Source organism: Leptolyngbya sp. BC1307 (genome assembly GCF_002286735.1).
Taxonomy (GTDB): Bacteria; Cyanobacteriota; Cyanobacteriia; order Phormidesmidales; family Phormidesmidaceae; genus Phormidesmis.
Window position 1 is genome coordinate 1 of sequence record NZ_NRTA01000145.1, and the last position, 1,252, is coordinate 1,252.

The 1,252-nt window shown below is 56.3% G+C and carries 1 protein-coding gene; it reads right to left on the reverse strand.

What is annotated here, in order from left to right; genetic code table 11:
- Positions 1-1,115, reverse strand: a 1,115-nt coding sequence (locus tag CKL79_RS23665; protein WP_205879197.1) for a DNA-binding protein, incomplete at its 3' end; no start/stop codon positions are given.
- Between the last annotated feature and the right edge of the window lie 137 nt (positions 1,116-1,252).

The window sequence follows — 1,252 nt, forward strand, 5'->3', positions numbered from 1 at the left end:
GTCCAGTAGACCCAAGGCAGCATGGCGGTGAGCACCCAGTTTTGGGTCTCGCTCTGTGCGGTCTCTGCGGCGAGCGCCTGAGTGGCCCATTGCCACCAAGCATGAATGCCTTGGGCAAACCCCGGAATCTGGGCTTTGAAGGTAGCGATAGCTTTGTCTACAGGCTGGCGGTTATCAACCGGTGCGAGTCCCGCCAGGATAGCCAAGGGCGCTGCGAGCGCGGTGGTTAAAGCTTCACCCAATTGCCATTGAGCCGTCTCGAGGCTGAATGGATGGACACAGGTGGAAAGGGTCTCTAAAGCTTTGTGGTAGGTCTGTTGGTTTCGTTCATCTTGCTGCTGTTTCTCACGCGCCTCATGCAGCTGTGTCGTCAAGGTTTGACGCTGAGTCCCAGCCGTTGTCTTCGTCAGCTGTTCAGATAGCTGATCTGCTTGTTTCTGCGATTGGCTGAGCTGTTGGGCCAAGCGTTTGCCGAGGGGGCGACCTAAGGCCCGCATCGCATGAAACAGGTCCGGCACACTCACACAACCAATCCCGGATACGGCTAGCTTGACTAGGGCTCTGGCCCCATCACTGACCAAAAAGTGGCACTGCCACTGACTGGCTTGCCACCAGGATTGAAGCTGCGCTGCCCAGCTCTGGTATGTGCGGGTCGCGCTTTTGACTTCCGTGAAAATGAATCCACTGGCTAGCTCTATCAGCACCAGTATCGGTAGGTCAAAAAAGGTCTCGTCGGCACCGACGCAGATACCTTGAGAGGCTTTCGGCTGGCAGTGCTCTGACTGGGCCGCTGCGTAAGCGGCTACCTGCTCATGCAGCCCCCCTTTGAGCGAGCGTAGCGCACTCGGCGAGACCCCCACATGGGTTTCTATATGAATCGCTTTGAAGAACCGCGATAGACTCTCGGCACCCACCCCTTGCTGAATCCCGAAGTGGTACACCACGGCCACCACCAGGCGCACCAACCAAGCCGCCCCCACTGCCGTTTCCCAAATACTCGATTCTGCATATTGATTGCGGCGTTCGATCCCTTTTTGGTGGCGGTGCACACTGCTTTTCTTCAGGCCGGTCGCTGCGGCAATATCAACAATGCGCGGCCTCACATTCTCGGCCATACAATTAGCCACTTTTTGGCGGCGTTCTCTTATAGTTAAGGGCATCGGACTCGATTGAATTTGCATGAGTACGATACAGGGCTCTGGGCTTCGCCGCAGAGCTTTTTCTATCCGCCTGGCCAATGTGCTATTTGTTA